Genomic DNA, 18,527 nt, shown 5'->3' with positions numbered 1-18,527 from the left:
TTGTAGACACTGTCTACCATCTGATAGACAGTGTCTACAACAGTTTCGGCGGAAAGGCGACCAGAATGACCGTCATGGAAGTCGTGGAACCGTTGCGGGAACGGTTGGTCAGCGCCGGCGTCGAGATGCTCGAACAGGTAGGCGCGAGCCAACTCGGCCTACGCGCGATCGCCCGCGAAACCGGCGTCTCCCACGGCGCCCCCCGCCGCTACTTCCCCACCCACAATTCCCTGCTGGCGGCCGTCGCCGCACGCGGCTACACCGACCTGAAATCCAGACTCGAAGCGGCACAAGGGGATACGCCACACGAACGGGTGGAGCGAGCCGGCCGCGCCTACCTCACCTTCGCCGTCGAACGCCCGGAAATGTTCACCCTCATGTTCCGCCACGACCTCCTGGAAGGCGCCGGCGAAGACCTCCGCCGCACCACCACCCGCCCCATGTTCACCTGGTGGCGCAACCTCGTCGCCGCCGCCACCGACGACCCCACCGGCGAACGCGCCCTCAACCTCTGGACCAACCTGCACGGCATCGCCACCGTGACGGTCAACCGCAGCATCGAAGCCATCGCCCCCGGCGCCGATACCGGGGGCCTGGTGGCCGGAGCGGTCGCGCGACACCTCGCCTAGTACCCTGGTCGGGTTGCCTTGTCTGCACAAAAAGGAGTCCCCGTGAGTTCCCCGACCTCCAGCGCGCCCGCATCGTCCTCGGGACGGCTGGCCGATGAGGCGGCACGGCGGCGTACGTTCGCGGTGATCTCGCATCCTGACGCCGGTAAGTCGACGCTTACCGAGGCGCTGGCGCTGCACGCGAAGATGATCTCCGAGGCGGGGGCCATTCATGGCAAGGCGGGGCGGCGGTCGACCGTTTCCGACTGGATGGAGATGGAGAAGGCGCGCGGTATCTCGGTGAGCTCGACCGCTTTGCAGTTCGAGTACGGGGACTGCGTGATCAACCTGGTTGATACGCCGGGGCACTCCGACTTCTCGGAGGACACCTATCGCGTGCTTACCGCGGTCGATGCGGCGGTGATGCTGATCGATGCCGCGAAGGGGCTGGAACCGCAGACGCTCAAGCTGTTCCAGGTCGCGCGTGACCGGGGGATTCCGGTTATCACCGTGATCAACAAGTGGGACCGGCCGGGGCAGGCTCCGCTGGAGTTGCTCGATGAGATCGTCGATCGGATCGGGCTCACGCCTACCCCGTTGTTCCTGCCGGTCGGTATCGCCGGGGATTTCCGGGGGCTGCTGCGGCGCGGCGAGGACGGGGCGGCCACCGAATACATTCACTTCACCCGGACCGCGGGTGGCGCGACCATCGCGCCCGAGGAGCACTACACGCCCGAGCAGGCGCTGGAGCGCGAAGGCGATGTGTGGGTGACCGCGGCCGAGGAGAGCGAACTGCTCTCGGCGGCGGGGCAGGATCACGATCAGGAACTGTTCCTGGCGGGGCACACCTCGCCGGTCATCTATGCCTCCGCCATGCTGAATTTCGGTGTGCGCCAACTGCTCGACACGCTCGTCGAGCTCGCGCCGCCGCCGCGCGGGCGCAAGGACGTGAACGGGAATCCGCGCGAGACCACGCAGCCGTTCAGCGCCGTCATCTTCAAGGTGCAGGCGGGGATGGACACCGCGCACCGGGACCGGCTGGCGTTCATGCGCATCGTGTCGGGCGAGTTCGAGCGCGGCATGGTGGTGACGCACGCGCAGACCGGGCGGCCGTTCGCCACCAAGTACGCGCTGACCGTGTTCGGCCGGGAACGCACCACCGTCGACACCGCCTACCCGGGTGACGTGGTCGGTCTGGTGAACGCGACGGCGCTCGCGCCGGGACACACGCTGTATGTGGACAAGAAGGTGGAGTTCCCGCCGATCCCGTCCTTCGCGCCCGAGCATTTCGCGGTGCTGCGCGCCCAGTCGGCGGGCAAGTACAAGCAGTTCCGCAAGGCCATGGATCAGCTCGATTCCGAGGGCGTGGTGCAGGTGCTGCGCAATGACATTCGCGGTGACGCCTCGCCGGTGCTCGCGGCCGTCGGTCCCATGCAGTTCGAGGTGGTGACCGCGCGCATGCTGGGCGAGTTCAATGTCGAGACGCAGCTGGACAATCTGCCCTATCAGCTGGCCCGCAAGACCGATGCCGCCTCGGCGGAGGAGTTGAACCGCCAGCGCGGGGTGGAGGTCTTCACCCGGACCGACGGCGTGCTGCTGGCGCTGTTCTCGGACAAGTGGCGGTTGCAGTACATCACCAAGGAGATGCCGAAGCTGACCCTCGAATTGCTGGTCGCCGGAACCGAATAGGGGTCAGCCGAGGGTACCGGAGCCGTCCTGACCGGATGGCTCGGTGCGCGGGGCGTCCGCCGGGTCGCGGGCGATCAAGCCCCATCTGCTGGAGGTAAGGCGCAGGCTCGGCAGGTCCGAGAGTGACAGCACGACCTCATAGGTGCGCTCGTAGCCGGTGTGCGCGATCCGCCATTTGCCGTCCTCGCATCGGACGTACTGGTCGGAGTAGAAGGCCGCGCCGCGCAGCAGCATATTGTGCCCGGGGATGAGGACCGTGTCCGCGAGATACCAGGTCCCGGTGGCCGTATCCCCGTCCACATCGATTTCCGGATGGTCACACCGGTGTTCGGTGATCACGTGCGGTCCGAGGGTGTTGCGCATGAAGGCCAGGAACGCGTCGCGAGATTCGAATTGGAGGTATTCGCTATAAGTCGCGGTCGCCTCCGGGACCATCGTGTCCGCGAACTCCTCCCACGCCTTGGTGTCCAACGCGCGGAGATACCGGAACTTCAACCGGCTGATAGCGGCGACGGCCTCGGAGTCCATACACCCCACAATCCCATCAGGGATGCGGAACCTTCGCCGATTGCGGCAGATCTGTACCGGATTGCTATCAGCGGCGCGTGTGGTGCGCAGTCAAGGGGGTTCGGGGGCTGCGCCCTCGAGAGCCCCCGAGAGCTCCGGGGGAGACTCAGTTACCGATGCTGAAGCACGTGGCGCAGAAGTCCTCGCCGAACTCGGTCAGGCGCAGGCTCTTTCGGACGATCTTTGGAACGCGGCCGGCCTTCTTGAGAGCTGTCTCCACAACCGGCTGCACCTCGAGCACCATGTAGCGCGAAAGCACCACCGGATCCTCGGAGGTCATGGTCAGACCGAGCCGGCTGAGGTTGATCAGGTAGTGGCGTGAGCGGTCCGGATACCGGACTCCTGCCTGCTCAGGCACCGAAGTGAGATCACCTTGCACCAGTTCGGAACCGATCCCCAGCGGCCGGTTGGTCCGCACGTCCACCGACGGCTGCGGCCCGTTCAACGCCATGAACCGCAGGATCCGCGCCTCGTCCGGCGCGAGCTGATCGAGAATCCGGTCGTACGCCGGATGCACATCCTCGGTGAAGTACACATCCGCCGACCGGGCGAGCAGCGCGTCACCCCGGCGCCGCAGCTCATCACTGGTCCCCGAGCGCACCAGCCCACCGTTGATGGACGGCGGCGGCGCACCCATGGGAGTCGGCACGTAGCTGACGATTTCGCGGACCGACCCCTCGGTCACGCCCAGCGCGCTGCGCGCGATCGACCGCAGCGCGTTCCCGGTGCGCTCGGCGATATCCTGCGACGACTCGCCGTCCAGCGCGGCCTGGGTCAGTTGTTTGGTGACCTCGAAGCTGGTCCCGACCGCCCACTGACCACCGCGCACCGCGGTGCCGACCGCGAGCCCCGCCGCCCGGAACGCCCCGCGAATCAGCCTGGCCTCATTACTGATAGCCCGCTGCTCCACATCAGAACTGCGTTCCACGGCACGGGAACCCGGACGGACCACCTCGCCGGTCCTGTCGTCTGCCACGTCCATCTCCGAATATCGCCAGGTGAACTAGATCGTTCACAGATTATTGCCGCCGCACGAGTCCCAGGCACCCCGAACCTGCGAACCATGCGAAGGCTACTTCCTTCACACCGAGCGGTACCCCGCCGGCATGACCCCCAACACCCCCAAAGCACAGGCGATATGGATGTGGTCAGGGCCATTCTCGTGGTCTCATCAGGGGGAGGGAACATCGGGGCCCGCCACTGTGACCGAGATCTCCGACCCAGACACTCCGTCACTGGACTCGATTCCTAAAGAACCAGTAAGGTCCGAATCGGCCGATGGGGTTGATGCGCCGGCGGCGGTTCCGGTGTGCGGGTCGGCAGGAGGGTGTCGTGTTAGAGAGTGTTTTCGGAGTTCATCCGACACTATTGCTGGAATTGATCACGATCCCGTTGTTCACCGGTGTCATCGGTTACATCACCAACTGGACCGGCGTGCTCATGCTGTTCAAGCCGCTCGCGTTCCACGGTTTCCGGATGCCGGGCCTGGCGGCGCTGTTTCCCTACTTGCCCAAGCGGATTCAGGTGCTGCCGCTGTTGCAGTACGACGGGCGAATGGGCTGGCAGGGGATCGTTCCGTCGCGTGCGGACAAGATGGCCTCGATCGCGGTCGACAAAGGGCTGGCGAAACTCGGGAATGTCGGCGACTTCTATCGGGAACTGGAGCCCGACAAGCTTGCTGAACATTTGACCGAAATTGCAGAGCTTCAGATTCGCGACATTGTCGAAGACATTTTGAAACGCGAACATCCGCAGCTTTGGTACAACCTGCCCAATGGGGTGCGCGAGATGGTGCACGCGCGGGTGGCCGAGCAACTGCCGAGCATTCTGCGGGAACTCACCGACGAACTCGGCAACAACATCGATCAGTTGCTCGACGTGAAATCGATGGTTATCCGCTACTTCCAGGCGCGGCCGCAGATGCTGAACTCGGTGTTCCAGGTGCTGGGGGCCAAGGAACTGCGATTCATGCAGAACTTCGGGTTCTACTTCGGCGCGCCCATGGGCCTGGTGCTGGTCGGGATCCTGCATCTGACCGGTTGGTCGGCGCTGGCGGTGCTGCCGCTGGGCGGCGTGGTCATCGGCTGGGTGGTCAACTGGATCGGCATCAACATGATCTTCGCTCCGGCCTATCCGAAGTGGTGGTGCCCGTGGCGGCAGGGGCTGCTCATCAAGCGGCAGGACGAGATCACCGAGGGCTACGCGGATCTGGTGGCCAGCGAGGTGATGACCTTCGCCAATATCGGCGACGAACTGATGAACGGCCCGCGCTCGGATCGCACCATGCAGATGCTGGAGGACACTCTCAAGCCTGCGGCCGATCGGGCGCTGGGACCGGCGCGCTCGGTGGTGAAGTTCGCGCTCGGCAGCCGCGAGTACGACTCGTTGCAGGCCAGCATCACCTCCGAGACCATGCAGATCGCACCCGTCGCGTTCGCCGACCCGGCCTTCAATGTCAAGCAGGGCAAGCAGGTCCAGGAGTACATCGCCAAACAAATGTCGGCGCTGCCCCCGCCGGAGTTCGTGGACATGCTGCGTTCGGCCATCAAACAAGACGAATGGCTTTTGTTCGTCCATGGCGGCGTGTTGGGGCTGCTGGCCGGATACGCTCATCTCCTGATCTTCGGAACGGGAGTGGCTACCACATGGGTATGAGCGAATCCGGCTCGGGCGAGGACGAACCCGCGGATATCGGCGCGGAGACCTCCACCGAGATCGTGCTGCGCGAGAGCGCACCGCTGCCGGTGGTGACGGCGCCGCGCCCCGCGTCGGCGGGACCGGTGCGCACCACCACGAGTGTTGTGCGCGTTGCCATGTCGGCCGCGGTCGAGGCGAGCGTGTGGAGTCTGAGCACGGCGCTCGGCGTCACCTCGGTCGTCCTGCGCGGCAGCATGGCGGGACAGCCGCCGCGCGAGATCCTCTCCGAAGCCGGTGCGCAGGTGCGGCATTCGGTGCGGCAGGCGCTGGGGGTGCCGGCGCCCGGCACGGCCGATGGCGACGCGGCCGATCCGGTCGGTGCGGCCGGGGTCTCCCCCGCCACCGCCTTGCGGGCGCGCGGGGCCGAATTGCTGCGCCGCTCGGCCGATTTCCACGATGAGGACGAAACGTGCCATCCGGCCTATGCGCGCATTCTGGGTGAGCTGGCCCCGGACGAGGCGCGCATCGTGCGCTTCCTGTACCTCGACGGCCCGCAACCCGCGCTGGCGGTACGGACCGGACGGACTTCCGGCAGAGCCGAATTCACGCTGCTCGGCGAAGACGCGGGCCTGCGTTATCCGAATCGGGTCGAGGAGTACCTGACCAATCTGGACCGGCTCGGTCTGATCGATGTCTCCCGTGAGCCGCTCGGCAACCCGAACCGCTACCAGTTGCTGGAGGCGTTGCCGGAGGTGCGCAAGCTGTTGAAGCGCACCAGCTTCGGCACCAAGGTGCTCTATCGCACCGTCGAATTGACTTCCTTCGGTGCGGGATTCGTCCGCACCTGCCTGCCGGTACCCGTGCTGGATCAGCAGCTCGAACAGCACGGCTAGCGGAATATCGCCGGCACTCCGGCGGGCAGCAGCGGCAAGCGGACCGTCGGGGCCGAGATCCGGCCCTGGGCGTGCAGCACGGCCTTGATGACCGTCGGGTTCGGTTCGGTGAAGAGCGCACCGGCGGGTGCTACCAGGCTGTTCCCCAGTGCCCGGGCCGCGGCGGCCTTTCCGCTCTGCCACAGGCGGCACAGTTCGGCGAGTTCGGCCGGGAAGATGTTCGCGGTGGCCAGGATGCCGCCCGCCGCGCCCATCGCCAGCAGCGGGGAGACGAGGGTGTCCTCGCCCGCGAGGATCGAGAACGCTTCGGGGCATTCGGCGAACAGTCGCGCGGTATCGGTGTCCACCGTGCCCACCGCCTGTTTGACGCCCACGATGTTCGGGTGCGATCCCAGCCGGACGATGGCCTCCCAGCCCAGTTCGCGGCCGGTGCGGTAGGGCACGTTGTAGAGCACCAAGGGAAGTGGGCTGCGGTCGGCGAGGTGTTCGAAATGCGCCACGATGCCGGCTTCGGTGGGTCGGGTGTAGTACGGGACCACCGACAGCACGGCCGTGGCCTCGGACTCGTCGGCGAGGGCGGTGAGCGCTCGGGCAGTAGCGGCGGTGTCGTTGGAGCCCGCGCCGACGATCAGCGGGACTTCGTGTTCCCGGCAGACCTTGCCGCAGATCCGCACCACTTCGCGGCGTTCCTCGGGGGTCAGGGTCGGTGCTTCGGCGGTAGTGCCCAGGGCGACCAGTCCGGCCACGCCCGCTTGGATCACACTGTGCGCGAGCCGTTCCAGGTCGGCGGCGGCGAGTTCGCCGGTGTCGGTGAAGGGCGTGACGAGCGGGGCGAAGATGCCCGTGGGCTGGAAGGTCATGGGGCAAGTCTCGGCGCTCGGATAATGAAGATCCAGTTACCGTTTTAGACGCAATCAGTAAGCTGAACTGATGCTCGATATCCGCAAGCTCCGGCTGCTGCGCGAACTCGCCCATCGCGGGACCATCGCGGCGGTCGCGGAGGCGCTGTCCTACACGCCTTCCGCGGTGTCACAGCAGATCGCGGCCCTGGAACGGGAAGCCGGCCGGGCACTGCTGACCCGCACCGGCCGCCGGGTCACGCTCACCCCGGCCGGAGCGTTGCTCGTCGAACACACCGAAGTCGTGCTCGCCGACCTGGAACGGGCAGAGGCCGCGCTCGCCGCGAACGAGACCGGTCTTTCCGGATCGATTCGCCTGGGCACGTTTCCGACCGCGCTCCCGGCGATCGTGCTGCCCGCCCTACTGGCAATCGGCCGGGCCGAAAAGGCTCTGGAGCTGACGGTGACCGAGGTCGATCCCGCCGCGGTGCCGGATCTGCTGCGCGGCGGTCAACTCGATATGGCGCTGGTGCACGAATACGACAATGTGCCGTCCACGCTCGGGTCCGGGATCGAACTCGAACCGCTGCTCGACGAAGTGGTGTACCTGGCATCCGCCGAGCCGCCGGAAGTGCCCGGGGACAAGGTGATCCGCAGTCACGCGCAGAGCCGGTGGATCGTGGGCAATCACGGGACGCTCTGTCACACCATGGCCATGCGAACCTGCCAGGCGCAGGGGTTCGAGCCGCGCATCGCCCATCGGATCGATGACTTCGCGACGGTGCTGCGCCTGGTCGCGGCCGAGGTCGGCGTCGCGGTGGTACCTCAGCTCGCGGCAATCGATGTGCCGGCCGGCGTGGTGCTCACGGCTCTGCCGATCCGCCGCCGGACCCGCATCGCCTACCGTCGCGGTAGCCGGACGCAACCCGCTTTCTCGGCCGTGAGCGCCGAATTACGTTCCGCTGCCGGGCGGCTAGGCGTCCTCGGCTAGTTCCAGCCAGCGTTCTTCGGTGGCTTCCTTCTCGGCTTGGACCTGTTTGAGCTCCGCGCCGAGGGTGACGAGTTTGTCGGGGTCGGTGGCGGCTTCGGCCAGGGCGGTGTGGAGTTTGGCTTCGCGGTCGGTGAGCTTCTCCAGGGAGCGCTCCAGCTTGGCCAGTTCCTTGCGGGCGGCGCGGTAGGTGGCCGAATCCGTTGCGGGGGCAGTGGTATTCGATGCGGTCGGCGAGGCGGGGGCGGGGGCGGCCTTGCCGGCGATCAGGGCGGCTCGCTTCTTCAGGTATTCCTCGATGCCGCCGGGGAGGTTGGTGAGTTTGCCGTCGCCGAACAGGGCCCAGGTGGTGTCGCAGACTCGTTCGATGAGGTAGCGGTCGTGGGAGATCACGACCATGGTGCCGGGCCAGCCGTCGAGCATGTCCTCCAATTGCTGGAGCGTGTCGATGTCCAGGTCGTTGGTGGGCTCGTCGAGCAGCAGCACGTTGGGTTCGCTCATCAGGATTCGCGTGAGCTGGAGGCGGCGGCGTTCACCGCCGGAGAGGTCGCCGACGGGGGTGCGTTGTTTGGCGGGGGTGAAACCGAGGCGTTCGGCGAGTTGGCCGGCGCTGATTTCCTTGTCGCCCAGCATGGTTCGCATGGCTACGTCTTGAACTGCTTCCAGGACGCGCATATTCAGGGGGAGGTCGTCGAGTTCCTGGCGGAGCCAGCCGATTTTGACGGTTTGACCTTGGATTCGCTTGCCGGTCTTCAATTCCTGTTCGCCGGCGAGGGCGCGCAGGAGGGTGGTTTTGCCGGAGCCGTTCACGCCGACCAGACCGACTCGTTCGCCCGGCGCGAGACGCCAGGTCAGGTCTTTGACCAGTTCGCGGTCGTCGGGAGTGGCGAGGGTGGCGTCCTCGAGTTCGATTACCACGCGGCCCAGGCGCTTTCGGGCGAAGGATGCCAGTTCGACGCTGTCACGCGGCGCGGGAACGTCGGCGATCAGGGCCTCGGCGGCTTCGACGCGGTAGCGGGGCTTGGAGGTGCGAGCGGGTGCGCCACGGCGGAGCCAGGCGAGTTCCTTGCGGGCCAGATTGCGGCGGCGGGCTTCGGTGGCGTCGGCCTGGCGGACCCGTTCGGCGCGGGCGAAGATCCAGTCGTTGTAGCCGCCCTCGTAGGTTTCCACGGTGCCGCCCTGGACTTCCCAGGTGCGGGTGGCGACGGTATCGAGGAACCAGCGGTCGTGGGTGACGACGATGAGGGCGCTGCGGCGGGCGACCAGATGTTCGGCCAGCCACTGGACGCCCTCGACATCGAGGTGGTTGGTGGGCTCGTCCAGGACCAGCAGATCCAGGTCGCGCACCAGAGCCGCGGCAAGGGCGGTGCGGCGGCGTTCGCCACCGGAGAGGTTCGCGACCGGGGTGTCCATACCCAGATCGGCGATGCCGATGCCCTCGACGACCGAACGGATGCGGGTGTTGGAGGCCCACTCGTGCTCGGCGACGCCATCGGTCATCTGGTCTTCGGCCAAACCAGCGAGGACCACCTCGCCGACGGTCGCGCCCTCGGGCAGCACACCACGCTGGGTGACCACGGCCATCCGCACATCGGAGCGCTTGCTCACCCGGCCGCTGTCCGGGGCTTCGATCCCGGTCAGCACCTCGAGCAGCGTGGTCTTGCCACCACCGTTCAGACCCACGACCCCGATACGTTCCCCCTCCTGAACTCCGAGAGAAACGTTGTCGAGCAGCGGCTTCACGCCGAAACTCTTGTTGACCTGTTCGAGGTTAATCAGGTTGGCCACCGGGCTTATCCGCCTCTCCGCGTCTTCTGCCGAACTGTAAGAGCCTACTCAGGGCACGTTGCGGACCGGCGGTCGCGTACGCGGGAGGCTTCGCCCGTACCCGGCGAGTTACCCCGATACTCGCCGAATCAGTCGGCGAGCGGGCTCAGCGCTTGGCGGTATCGGCCGGATTGCTGATCACGCGGGCGCCGGGGACCGGGCCGTGGGCGGTGCGGACGCTGCGGCAGACGCCCGCGCCGGAGAGTTCGGCGGCGACGGCGACGGCGGTCTCCTCGTCCTCGCAGAGGAAGGCGCAGGTGGGGCCGGAGCCGGAGACGATGCCCGCGAGAGCGCCCGCCCCGACGCCGCCGCGGAGGGTGCGGCGCAGTTCGGGTTTCAGGGACAGGGCGGCGGCTTGCAGGTCGTTGCCGAGCAGGGGGGCCAATTGTTTGGGGTCACCGGAGGCGAGGGCCTGTAGCAGTTCCTCGGGCTGGCCGAGGCGGGGCGGGTCACCGGCTTCGCGGAGCCGATCGAGTTCCTTGAAGACCGCCGGGGTGGAGAGGCCGCCCTTGGCCAGAGCCAGGACCCAGTGGAAGGTGTTGCGGGACAGCACCGGGAGCAGTTTCTCGCCGCGACCGTGGCCGAGGGCGGTGCCGCCGTGCAGGGCGAACGGCACGTCGCTGCCGAGTTCGGCTGCTATTTCCGATAATTCGGTCCGGCCCAGGCCGAGTTCCCAGAGTTCGTTCAGGCCGACCAGGGCGGCGGCGCAGTCGGCGCTGCCGCCCGCCATGCCGCCGGCCACCGGAATGCCTTTGGCGATACCGATTTCCACCTGCGGGGCCCGGCCGGTCCGCTCGGCCAGCCGGACGGCCGCTCTCCACACCAGGTTGGTGGAATCGGTGGGAACCTCGTCCGCGCCTTCGCCGGTCGCGGTGACCCGCATGGCGGCGGCCGGTGCGATCTCCAGATCGTCACTGAGGGAAAGGGCTTGGAAGACCGTGGTGAGGTCGTGGTATCCGTCGTCGCGGAGATCGCCCACGCCGAGGTGCAGGTTCACCTTCGAGGGGGCACGCACGATCACGGGACGCGGCACGACAGACAGCACGGGGCAAGCCTAATCGCCCTCAGAGCAGTGCACCGCCTGTGGCATCGATCCACTGGCCGGTAACCCAGCGGGAATCGTCGGAGGCGAGGAAACCGACGATATCCGCGATGTCGGCGGGTTGCCCCACGCGATTCAGCGGCGACAGGGCGGCGGTGGCGGCCTGACCGTCGGGGGTGCGCAACCAATCGGCGTTCATATCGGTGTCGATGGCGCCCGGCGCGACCGCATTGACGGTGATGCCGCGAGCGCCGAGTTCCTTGGCGAGGACCGAGGTCAAGGAATCGATCGCGGACTTGGTCATGGTGTAGGCGATCAGCGAGGTCATGTGCCCGCCCTTGGTCAGCCCGGTCGAGACGTTCACGATGCGGCCACCGTCGCGCAGCCGGTCCAGCCCGAGCTTGGTGACGAAGAACGGGGCCTTGGTATTGATCGCGAAGACGCGGTCGAAGGACTCCTCGTCGGTACCCCCGATGGGTTCCCGGATGCCGTCGGTGCCGGCGTTGTTGACCAGGATGTCCAGGCCGTCGGCGTGGGCGTCGAAGGCGGACCAGAGGGCCTCGGCGTCACCCGGCACCCCGAGCGGGGCCGCGAAGGCGAAGGCGTCCCCGCCCGCCGCCTCGACGGCCGCGACCGTCTCCTCGGCCGCCGCGGCATTCCCGTTGTAGTGGACACCGACCCGCGCCCCGTCCCGTCCGAGCCGTTCGGCGATGGCCCGCCCGATACCCCGTCCGCTGCCGGTGACCAGTGCCGTCTTGCCGGTGAGTGCGCCCATGAGCTGCTCCTTCGTTCATCGATCGATTTATCTAGCGATCGTTACAGAAGGGACCGTAACACATTGTTTAGTGACCGCTATAAAATTGCAGGCATGGCCATGCAGACCCGGGGTCGGCCCCGCTCCTTCGATCGAGAAGCCGCGCTGGACAAGGCGCTTCGCCTGTTCTGGGAGCGCGGCTACGAGGCGACCTCGGTCAGCGACCTGACCAAAGCGCTCGGTATCGGCACCCCCAGCCTGTATGCGGCCTTCGGGGACAAGCAGAAGCTGTTCAACGAGGCCCTGGAGACCTACGGCGAGCGCTACGGCGGGTTCGCGGCCCGGGCCTTCGAGGAGGAACCGACCGCCAGGGCCGCCGCGGCGCGCACCCTGCGCGAGGCCGCGATCATCTACACCACCCCGGACCAGCCGCCGGGCTGCATGGTCATCCACGCGGGCATCAACACCACGAATACGGAGGTCCGGGATCTGCTGACCGGCCTGCGCAATGGCAATGTCGAAGCCTTCGAGCGCCGGATTCGCGCGGATATCGCCGCCGGGCGGTTGCCAGCCGACACCGATGCGCGCGCCCTGGCCCGCTTCACCGGGGCGATGCTGAACGGCATGTCGCAGGCGTCGCGCGATGGGGCCGACCGGTCGGAACTGGAGCGGATGGCAGCCTTGGCCATGCTGAGCTGGCCGAATGCGCAAGAGGCGAAGGAGGGCTGAATCACTTCACCGAAGCACTTGCGCCAGGTACCCATGGGGGGTATGTTTCTGGGTGTCGGGGATACCCCCTCACCGTATTTGAAGCGCGAGCGAAGGAGCGAACGATGGCCACCAGCACCTACACCGTCACCGGAATGACCTGCGGCCACTGCGTCGGATCGGTCAAGAAGGAGATCGGCAAGATCGACGGGGTGACCAGTGTCGACGTGGACCTCGCCTCCGGCCTGGTCAAGGTCGAGTCGAGCGCCCCGCTCGCGGATGCCGCCGTGGTCGCGGCGGTGGACGAGGCCGGGTACGAGGTGGCGAGCTGAGATGAACGATCGACTCAAGTTCGCGGCCTTCGGTGGCGGACTGGTCGTTCTCTTCGGGGCCGCGCTCGGAATCGGGGCCCTGGTGGGCGACCCGTCCGAGCCGGCCTCCACCGCGAGTGACCACAGCCGGCACGAGAACGAGACGGCGCCGGGTCTGCTGGACAGCGAATCCGGCTACACGCTCGGCGAAGTCAGCGCTCCGGCCGCCCCGAATCAGCCCGGCGCACTGAAATTCCGGATCACCGGACCGCAAGGCGCCGTCACGCAGTACAACACCCTGCACGAGCAGAACCTGCACTTGATCGTGGTCCGCACGGACGCGACGCAGTTCCGGCACGTGCATCCGCAACTCGCCGCCGACGGCACCTGGTCGCTGGATTGGAAGTGGGCCGAACCCGGCAGGTATCGGGTCTTCGCCGACTTCTCCCCCGCGGGCGGGCCGGGCGAGCTGACGCTGAGCCGGACCGTGGATGTGGCCGGTCAGCCCAACCCACAACCGCTGCCGCCGCCGTCGAAGACCGCCGAGGTGGACGGGTACCACGTCACACTCACCGGCGACTTGTCCACCGCCGGAAGCGAATTGAAGTTCACCGTCAGCCGGGGCGGCAAGCCGGTCACCGATCTACAGCCCTACCTCGGCGCGTACGCGCACCTGGTGGCGCTGCGGGCGAGCGACCTGGCCTACCTGCACGTACATCCGGAAGGCGAGGTCGGCAAGACCGCGCCCGGACCGGACGTGGCCTTCCACGCCCAGGCTCCGAGCACCGGCGACTATCGCCTGTACCTCGACTTCGAACACGGCGGCGTCGTGCACACCGCCGAGTTCACCAACGCAACAGCCACTGCCGCAACCGAATCGGGTGCGCATACGCAACACGGAGGAGGTCACTGATGAGCGCCCCAGCCCCGGAGCGGTCGATCGAGCTCGATATCGGCGGAATGACCTGCGCCTCCTGCGCGTCCCGCATCGAGAAGAAGCTCAATCGACTCGACGGCGTCATCGCGACCGTCAACTACGCCACCGAGAAAGCCAAGGTCAGCTTCCCGGAGTCGGTGACCCCGGACAAGCTCATCGAAACCGTGGTGGACACCGGCTACACGGCCGCCGTGCACCACAACGAACCGGTGAAAACCGAAGCGTCCGACGCTGATTCGCCGCGCACCGCCACCCAGGAGCTACGTCACCGGCTGCTGGTCAGCCTGGCGCTGGGCCTGCCGGTGGTGGCGATGGCGATGATCCCGGCGCTGCAATTCACCAACTGGCAGTGGTTGTCGCTCACGTTGACCGCGCCGATCGTGTTCTGGGGCGGGGCGCAATTCCATCGGGCCGCCTGGGTGAACGCCAAGCACGGCGCGGCCACCATGGATACGTTGATCTCGCTGGGTACCCTGGCCGCCTTCGGGTGGTCGGTGTACGCGCTGTTCTGGGGAGATGCCGGAATGCCCGGCATGAAACACCCCTTCAGCCTTGCTATTTCGCGCGGTGATTCGTCCTCGGCGCTGTACTTCGAAGTGGCGGCGACGCTGATCGTGGCGATCCTCGCGGGCCGGTATTTCGAGACCCGGTCCAAGGAGAAGGCCGGATCCGCGCTGCGCGCCCTGCTCGAATTGGGTGCGAAGGATGTGGCGGTGCTGCGCGGCGGCGTCGAAATCCGGATCCCCATCAGCGATTTGAAGGTCGGCGAGGAGTTCCTCGTGCGGCCGGGCGAGAAGGTCGCCACCGATGGTGTGGTGGTGAGCGGCAATTCGGCGCTCGACATGAGCATGCTCACCGGTGAATCCGTGCCGGTCGAGGTGGGACCCGAGGATGCCGTGGTCGGCGCGACGGTGAACGCGGGCGGCCTGCTGACCGTGCGTGCCACCCGGGTGGGCGCCGACACCCAGCTGGCGCAGATGGCCTCGCTGGTGGAGGACGCACAGAACGGTAAGGCGCCCGTACAGCGGCTGGCCGATCGGGTGGCGGGCGTGTTCGTGCCGATCGTGATCGCGATTTCGGTTGCGGCGCTGGGCTTCTGGCTGGGCACCGGCGCGGCCGTGGCGACCGCCTTCGGTGCGGCGGTGGCGGTGCTGATCATCGCCTGCCCGTGCGCCCTCGGTCTGGCCACCCCGACCGCGCTGCTGGTCGGCACCGGGCGCGGCGCGCAACTGGGCATCCTGATCAAAGGTCCGCAGGTGCTCGAATCCACCCGGCGCATAGACACCGTGGTGCTGGACAAGACCGGCACCGTGACCACCGGCAAAATGACCCTCGCCGAAGCGATTCCGGCGGCCGGTCAGGATATCGAGGAACTGCTGTCGGTCGCCGCGGCGGTCGAGCACGGATCCGAGCATCCGGTCGCCAAGGCCGTGGTGAACGGGGCCAAGGAACGCGGGCTGGACACCGAACAGGTGGAGCAGTTCGTGAGCCACGGCGGCAAGGGTGTGCAGGGCCTGGTCGGTGAGCGTGCGGTCGTCATCGGACGTAACGAGCTGCTCGACGACTGGTCGATCGAACTGCCGGAGTCCTTGGCGGACGCCAAGACTCGGGCCGAGCAGGCCGGGAACACCGCGATCGTGGTGGCCTGGGACGGCAAGGCGCGCGGCGTGCTGGTCATCGCCGATGCGGTCAAACCGACCAGCGCCCGAGCTATTTCGGAGATGAAGGAACTCGGGCTCACCCCCGTGCTGCTGACCGGAGACAATGCCGCCACCGCCCGCACCGTCGCGGATCAGGTCGGCATCGACGAGGTCATCGCCGAGGTGCTGCCCAGCGACAAGCTGGACGTGGTCCAGAAGCTCCAGGCCGAAGGCAAGGTGGTGGCCATGGTCGGCGACGGCGTCAACGATGCCGCGGCCCTGGCCCAGGCCGATCTGGGCCTGGCCATGGGCACCGGCACCGATGTCGCCATCGAGGCCGCCGACCTGACCCTGGTGCGAGACGATCTGCGCGCGGTACCCACCGCGATCAAGCTGTCCCGCGCCACCCTGCGCACCATCAAGGGCAATCTGTTCTGGGCCTTCGGCTACAACGTGGCGGCGATTCCATTGGCCGCCGCCGGCCTGCTGAACCCGATGCTCGCCGGTGCGGCGATGGCGCTCTCCAGCGTCTTCGTGGTCAGCAACAGCCTGCGCCTGCGCCGCTTCCGCGGCTGAAACTGTTCCGCCCCAGGGTCGTTCGGATCCCCCCGATCCGGACGGCCCTTTCGCGTGTCTCCGGGATCAATCGGCCCCCGGTGCCGGTTGCGCCGCGAACGCCGCGAGCAATGCCTGTGCTTCCAGGGTCAAGCGCGCCTTACCGGAGCGTTGCGCCAATTCCCGCACGGCCGGGTAATCGGCTACGGCGCCGCAGCGGCGGGCGCAATCGGCGGCTACCGCAAGCACATCCGCGAGGCCGGTTGTCTTGTCGCGCAACAGCAGTGGGGGCAGCAGCGCATCGATCACCGGCCAGGCGTGTCGCGCACCCAGCGCGACCACGGCATCGCGGAGTGAGCTCGCCACGCGTTTGGCGATCATCGAGTCGGACAGTTCGGCGGCGAGCAATCGCGGTTGCAGCTGCCCGGTGGCGGCCAAGGCGACGAGGGCGTCGACGCTCGCGGTGCGGGCTTGGGCGTTCTCGGCGACCATGGCGTGCAGGACGCGACGGTGGACGACCGGGCCCTTCGCGCCCGGTAGTTCCGCCAGCCGCATCGACACCTCGTTGTCGGGCCACTCCCAGAGCTGCCATTGAGCCAGCACTTCCGGTTGGGGGAATTCGATCGGCTGCACCGGGAGCGAGTACCACTCGTCGGGCGGTCCGGACTGGACCTTGTCGAAGGGGGCGGGAAGTTCGGTGAGCGGTTCGCCGCGCAGCACCGCGGCCAGGCGGAACCCTTCGGGTGTGCCGAGATCTGCGGCCGCCGTGAGCGTTTCGGCGTCCGTGGCCGGAAGCACACGCACCAATGCCTGCGCGAATTCGATCGGGCCGGGCCGCACCCCGGCCTCGCCGTGCAGGCGCAGGCGCTCCACCAGTTCCGCCGCGGCGATCTGGCCGTTCTCGAAGGTCGGTGTGGCCAGCGCGCACGGCGGTAGCGGCGCCCCGGCCAGGACCAGCTCGGCCCATTCGACCATGCGCAGGGTGAGCAGGTCGTCGGGCCAGGGGCCGATCGGTCGATCATGGAGCAGACCGATCGCGATGGCGGACACGCTCGACGGGGTCCAGCCGTACGACGTCCACCACTTGCGGAGGGTCCAGCCGGAATCGCCGGCGTGCGTGGCATTCAACTCGGCTCGTAGTGCCGGTTCGAGTGCTGTTTTCAGTGCCGGGCGGTCCGCGTGGGTGAAACGGATCAGGCCATCGAGGAATCGCTCGCCGTGCAAGGGATCGTCCCAGCCCTGGGCAATGAGCCAGCGGTGCGCCTCGGCGGTGTCGGCCGGGCCGGCGGGCAGGCCGGTGAGGGGCGCGGGGGCAGGCGGGAGCGGAAGCGAGAACTGTTCTTCCAGTTCGGGTTCGGGCTCGGGGACGGCCAGGTCCATCCGGGTGTCGTCGTCGGCTTGCGGCAGGTAGCGGGTGATCAGCTTCTCGATGCGGGCGCGCAGCGCCGCGTCCTCGAAATCGGCGAGCGCCGCGGCCCAGGTTCGGACAGCGGCCGGAATCTGCGCCGGTTCGGCACGCACGATCCGTTCCATCCAACTTATCTGGGCGCGAACGAGTTTCTTCTCGCTCCGGGCCAGCACCTCATCGGAGAATGCCATCACCTCGGCGGCGGGCAGCAGGCCCGCATCGTGCAATCCGATGAGAACCTGTTGCGCGTGTCCGGCCACCGTGGACCGCGCCTCGATGAGCAGCCGCGTGTAGGCGTCCACCCGGCTGACGCATTCGCTCGGCTCGGCGTGCAAGGCGGTGAGCACGCTCAGTCGGCTCACGGTGTCGGCGGGGCGGCCGTCATTGCGCTGCAAGGCATTCAAGGTGCAGGTGTGCAGGGCCTCCCGGTCGATGACGCCCTCGCGGGACAGCACGTTCAGCGCATGCGGCCAGGAGTTCTGGAGATCGTGCGGGTGGTCCGCGAGGAAGAGGCCGGTCACCTCGGCCACGCGGCGGGCCAGCGTGGGCAGAAACGGGTCGATACGCAACCGCGCCAACAGGTTCGGGCCGGTCGGGAGCTGGTGCACGGGCCACGGATCGCTCAACTGATCTTCGTTGAACCGGCGGCCGACCCAGGATCGGACGAATTCGTCGGTGGTGGGGGCCTGCGCACCCGAAGTACGCACCAGATGGACGATCAGCGGAAAGTACGGCAAGCCCAGCCAGCGCTCCGCACGCCCGGCCGCCAGCAGTTCCGCGAGCTCGGCCCGCCAGGCGTTGTCTCGTGCACCCGCTTCCAGACAGGCGAGCAACAGTTCGGGAGCGGTATCGGCCAGCCGGGTGGCCCCGACGGTCAGCCAGCCGGCGACCGCTTTCGGCGTGGACAGGCAGCCGAGCCCCCAGAGTTGCACCGCCACCTGTGTTTCGGTGCTCGGCTCCCACCAATCGCGGCGCGGCAGTGCGGAACGCGCCTGCTTCAGCGCGGGCGTCATGGCTCGGCGTTCCGCCGCTGTCATCCGGGCGAGATGAGCGGGAATGTGCGCCGGTTCCAGGTGCAGCAGACGACCGGCGTCGATGGTTTCGGTCATGAATTTTCCTAAGCG

At 67.6% G+C, this 18,527-nt stretch carries 16 protein-coding genes; 9 read left to right on the top strand and 7 right to left on the bottom strand.

Features of this window, described 5'->3' with window-relative positions:
- The first annotated feature begins 65 nt into the window (after nt 1-65).
- Together NI1_RS08860 and NI1_RS08855 are read left to right on the top strand one after the other, a co-directional pair.
- On the top strand, nt 66-629 hold the full coding sequence (locus NI1_RS08860; protein ID WP_245663137.1) for a TetR/AcrR family transcriptional regulator: 564 nt from the start codon (nt 66-68) through the stop codon (nt 627-629).
- Between the two features lie 42 nt (nt 630-671).
- Nucleotides 672-2,297, top strand: a complete 1,626-nt coding sequence (locus NI1_RS08855; RefSeq protein WP_067816677.1) for a peptide chain release factor 3 — start codon at nt 672-674, stop codon at nt 2,295-2,297.
- A 3-nt stretch (nt 2,298-2,300) separates the two neighbouring features.
- Here NI1_RS08855 and NI1_RS08850 read toward each other — a convergent pair whose 3' ends face one another.
- A complete protein-coding gene (locus tag NI1_RS08850; RefSeq protein ID WP_067816674.1) occupies nt 2,301-2,825 on the bottom strand; it encodes a nuclear transport factor 2 family protein in 525 nt (174 codons plus the stop codon).
- Nucleotides 2,826-2,970: 145 nt separating this feature from the next.
- Nucleotides 2,971-3,846 (bottom strand): Abi-alpha family protein, encoded by an 876-nt coding sequence (locus tag NI1_RS39180; RefSeq protein ID WP_067816672.1) that lies wholly within the window; start codon nt 3,844-3,846, stop codon nt 2,971-2,973.
- Nucleotides 3,847-4,196: 350 nt separating this feature from the next.
- Here NI1_RS39180 and NI1_RS08840 point away from each other — a divergent pair, with 350 nt between their 5' ends.
- Nucleotides 4,197-5,519, top strand: a complete 1,323-nt coding sequence (locus NI1_RS08840) for a DUF445 domain-containing protein (protein WP_067817985.1) — start codon at nt 4,197-4,199, stop codon at nt 5,517-5,519.
- Nucleotides 5,516-6,394: an Abi-alpha family protein gene (locus NI1_RS08835; protein ID WP_245663136.1), complete on the top strand. Its 879-nt coding sequence runs from the start codon at nt 5,516-5,518 to the stop codon at nt 6,392-6,394. The genes NI1_RS08840 and NI1_RS08835 overlap by 4 nt, the downstream gene beginning before the upstream one ends.
- Here NI1_RS08835 and dapA read toward each other — a convergent pair.
- The gene (gene dapA, locus NI1_RS08830) at nt 6,391-7,254 is read right to left on the bottom strand and encodes a 4-hydroxy-tetrahydrodipicolinate synthase (RefSeq protein ID WP_067816669.1); all 864 of its coding nucleotides are present in this window, start codon (nt 7,252-7,254) and stop codon (nt 6,391-6,393) included. The two genes, NI1_RS08835 and dapA, sit on opposite strands and share 4 nt — an antisense overlap.
- A 70-nt stretch (nt 7,255-7,324) precedes the next feature.
- Here dapA and NI1_RS08825 point away from each other — a divergent pair, with 70 nt between their 5' ends.
- Nucleotides 7,325-8,224, top strand: a complete 900-nt coding sequence (locus NI1_RS08825) for a LysR family transcriptional regulator (RefSeq protein WP_067816666.1) — start codon at nt 7,325-7,327, stop codon at nt 8,222-8,224.
- Here the strand turns inward: NI1_RS08825 and NI1_RS08820 are convergent.
- The 3 genes from NI1_RS08820 to NI1_RS08810 all read right to left on the bottom strand — a co-directional run bounded on the left by NI1_RS08820 (nt 8,207) and on the right by NI1_RS08810 (nt 11,865).
- Entirely contained in the window at nt 8,207-10,009 is a 1,803-nt protein-coding gene (locus NI1_RS08820) for an ABC-F family ATP-binding cassette domain-containing protein (protein WP_067816663.1), read from the bottom strand. The genes NI1_RS08825 and NI1_RS08820 overlap by 18 nt on opposite strands.
- A 145-nt stretch (nt 10,010-10,154) precedes the next feature.
- Nucleotides 10,155-11,093: a 4-(cytidine 5'-diphospho)-2-C-methyl-D-erythritol kinase gene (locus tag NI1_RS08815; protein WP_067816660.1), complete on the bottom strand. Its 939-nt coding sequence runs from the start codon at nt 11,091-11,093 to the stop codon at nt 10,155-10,157.
- 19 nt (nt 11,094-11,112) lie between these two features.
- Nucleotides 11,113-11,865 (bottom strand): SDR family oxidoreductase, encoded by a 753-nt coding sequence (locus NI1_RS08810; RefSeq protein ID WP_067816657.1) that lies wholly within the window; start codon nt 11,863-11,865, stop codon nt 11,113-11,115.
- Nucleotides 11,866-11,958: 93 nt separating this feature from the next.
- Between NI1_RS08810 and NI1_RS08805 the strand changes: the two genes are divergently transcribed.
- The 4 genes from NI1_RS08805 to NI1_RS08790 all read left to right on the top strand — a co-directional run bounded on the left by NI1_RS08805 (nt 11,959) and on the right by NI1_RS08790 (nt 16,016).
- Nucleotides 11,959-12,573 carry a TetR/AcrR family transcriptional regulator gene (locus NI1_RS08805; protein ID WP_067816654.1) on the top strand — a complete coding sequence of 205 codons (615 nt, stop codon included), beginning with the start codon at nt 11,959-11,961 and terminating at the stop codon, nt 12,571-12,573.
- 104 nt (nt 12,574-12,677) lie between these two features.
- Nucleotides 12,678-12,884 (top strand): heavy-metal-associated domain-containing protein, encoded by a 207-nt coding sequence (locus tag NI1_RS08800; RefSeq protein ID WP_067816651.1) that lies wholly within the window; start codon nt 12,678-12,680, stop codon nt 12,882-12,884.
- 1 nt (nt 12,885) lies between these two features.
- Complete coding sequence (locus NI1_RS08795; RefSeq protein ID WP_067816648.1) at nt 12,886-13,776, top strand: DUF8832 domain-containing protein; 891 nt, start codon at nt 12,886-12,888, stop codon at nt 13,774-13,776.
- The gene (locus NI1_RS08790) at nt 13,776-16,016 is read left to right on the top strand and encodes a heavy metal translocating P-type ATPase (protein ID WP_067816644.1); all 2,241 of its coding nucleotides are present in this window, start codon (nt 13,776-13,778) and stop codon (nt 16,014-16,016) included. Before NI1_RS08795 ends, NI1_RS08790 begins: the two co-directional genes overlap by 1 nt.
- A gap of 66 nt (nt 16,017-16,082) precedes the next feature.
- Here NI1_RS08790 and NI1_RS08785 read toward each other — a convergent pair whose 3' ends face one another.
- Nucleotides 16,083-18,512 (bottom strand): hypothetical protein, encoded by a 2,430-nt coding sequence (locus NI1_RS08785; protein WP_067816641.1) that lies wholly within the window; start codon nt 18,510-18,512, stop codon nt 16,083-16,085.
- Nucleotides 18,513-18,527 lie beyond the last annotated feature (15 nt).

The organism is Nocardia inohanensis NBRC 100128 (assembly GCF_001612945.1).
Taxonomy (GTDB): Bacteria; Actinomycetota; Actinomycetes; order Mycobacteriales; family Mycobacteriaceae; genus Nocardia; species Nocardia inohanensis.
The sequence above is the reverse complement of the archived record's forward strand: the minus strand, read 5'-3'. Positions and strand labels throughout refer to the sequence as shown.

Bases quoted from the DNA above. Each gene is read 5' to 3' on its own strand.
- NI1_RS08860 (WP_245663137.1), top strand. From the start codon at position 66: ATGACCGTCATGGAAGTCGTGGAACCGTTGCGGGAACGGTTGGTCAGC.
- NI1_RS08850 (WP_067816674.1), bottom strand. From the start codon at position 2,825: ATGGACTCCGAGGCCGTCGCCGCTATCAGCCGGTTGAAGTTCCGGTAT.
- NI1_RS39180 (WP_067816672.1), bottom strand. From the start codon at position 3,846: ATGGACGTGGCAGACGACAGGACCGGCGAGGTGGTCCGTCCGGGTTCC.
- NI1_RS08835 (WP_245663136.1), top strand. From the start codon at position 5,516: ATGAGCGAATCCGGCTCGGGCGAGGACGAACCCGCGGATATCGGCGCG.
- dapA (WP_067816669.1), bottom strand. From the start codon at position 7,254: ATGACCTTCCAGCCCACGGGCATCTTCGCCCCGCTCGTCACGCCCTTC.
- NI1_RS08825 (WP_067816666.1), top strand. From the start codon at position 7,325: ATGCTCGATATCCGCAAGCTCCGGCTGCTGCGCGAACTCGCCCATCGC.
- NI1_RS08810 (WP_067816657.1), bottom strand. From the start codon at position 11,865: ATGGGCGCACTCACCGGCAAGACGGCACTGGTCACCGGCAGCGGACGG.
- NI1_RS08805 (WP_067816654.1), top strand. From the start codon at position 11,959: ATGGCCATGCAGACCCGGGGTCGGCCCCGCTCCTTCGATCGAGAAGCC.
- NI1_RS08800 (WP_067816651.1), top strand. From the start codon at position 12,678: ATGGCCACCAGCACCTACACCGTCACCGGAATGACCTGCGGCCACTGC.
- NI1_RS08795 (WP_067816648.1), top strand. From the start codon at position 12,886: ATGAACGATCGACTCAAGTTCGCGGCCTTCGGTGGCGGACTGGTCGTT.
- NI1_RS08790 (WP_067816644.1), top strand. From the start codon at position 13,776: ATGAGCGCCCCAGCCCCGGAGCGGTCGATCGAGCTCGATATCGGCGGA.
- NI1_RS08785 (WP_067816641.1), bottom strand. From the start codon at position 18,512: ATGACCGAAACCATCGACGCCGGTCGTCTGCTGCACCTGGAACCGGCG.